The following is a 1471-nucleotide window of genomic DNA, read 5'->3' as shown; positions in this document are numbered from 1 at the left end:
CCCACTGCGGGTCGATGAGGGTGCCGGTGCAGGCGGTCTGTTCACCGACGTTGATTTTCACGACGTAGTTCAGCTGTGCCGGGGCGTCGGCTCCGGTGAGTGCGGTGGCCGTGGCGGCGGTTGCCAAGGTGGCGAGGGCAACTGCGGTGCTGGTCGCCCACATCAATCGTGAACGTCTTGCGGTCATGGGTGTCCCTGGGTTGAAGTGCCGGTCGATCTCGGCCAGTTGCCGCTGCGGTTATCGGGACTGCCCACCGAACCGGATGCTGACGTCGGGCAGACCGCCAAGGCCGGGCCGTTGAGCAGGCAGGCGTCGAGCTCGGTGCCGGTGCAAAGGGTGTTGTGGCCGAGGTGCTGATCGGCGCCGGTGCTGTCGAGGATGCCGATCCTTCGGGGCTCTGCCCCATCCCCTTGAGGGAGTGGGACAGAGCAGGTGTCAGCAGTGGCCGTGGCCGGTTTCGCCAGCGCGGCGCCAAAGGGATTGCTTTCGTCAGAGGGTGATCATCACGGTGCCACCGTCGAAGTAGGTGCCCATGTTCTTGCGGACGGCGACTTTGCCATCGGCGATCGTGTGGACGAACATGTCGGCCTTGCCGTCTCCGGTGGAATCGCCGAAGTAGAGGCGGCCCGCGTCGGTTCCGGTGACGAATCGGCCCCAGCCGGCGCTCCAGTGGGTGCCGCCGTCGAAGTAGGTGCCCATGTTCTTGCGGACGGCGATGTTGCCGTCGGTGCTGTGGACGATGAGGTCGGCCTTGTTGTCGCCGGTGATGTCGGCGAAGTAGAGGCGGCCCGCGTCGGTTCCGGTGACGAATCGGCCCCAGCCGGCGCTCCAGTGGGTGCCGCCGTCGAAGTAGGTGCCCATGTTCTTGCGGACGGCGATGTTGCCGTCGGTGCTGTGGACGATGAGGTCGGCCTTGTTGTCGCCGGTGATGTCGGCGAAGTAGAGGCGGCCCGCGTCGGTTCCGGTGACGTATCGGCCCCAGCCGGCGGACATGACAGTGCCGGCACCGAAGCTGTTGCCGAGGTTGCGATGGACGATGACGGAACCGTCGATGCGCTGCAGGACCAGGTCGTCCTTGCCGTCACCGTCGATGTCCGCCGGCGTGATCTGCTCGCGGCTGAAGACTTCCTTCACCCAGCTGCCCAGATCATCGACGCGGGTGTCGATGGCACTGGTGCGGGTTTCGGTGGGATCGTTGCCGAGGCATCCGCCTTGCCAGGAGCGGGAGTTGATGGCGACGAGTTCGGTGGTGCCGTTGACGATGCGCAGGGCGGGACCGCCGGCGTCGCCCTTGCAGACGGTCGCGGTGTCGGAGCCGTTGAGGTCCAGTGTCGTGTCCGTGGTGGAGGCGACGGTGAACGTGCCGGTGTGGAGTTTGTCGGGCACCCATTCGGTCTTGGTGCGTCCGAATCCGGCCTTCACCAGCTCCTCTCCCGCAGCGGCGGGCGTGGTCGCCAACGGCACGGGTTT

1 protein-coding gene and 1 pseudogene are annotated in these 1471 nt (G+C 66.4%); both read right to left on the bottom strand.

The features are described 5' to 3' along the window. A pseudogene (locus tag ACWD68_RS41860) lies at positions 1-187 on the bottom strand (S1 family peptidase); the annotation flags it as partial. 303 nt (positions 188-490) lie between these two features. After that, positions 491-1471: FG-GAP-like repeat-containing protein (locus tag ACWD68_RS41855; protein WP_451811715.1), on the bottom strand; the 981-nt coding region annotated here is incomplete at its 5' end.

Source organism: Streptomyces sp. NPDC005141 (genome assembly GCF_053599975.1).
Note: the sequence above shows the minus strand (reverse complement) of the source record. Positions and strands in the feature narration are given on the sequence as shown.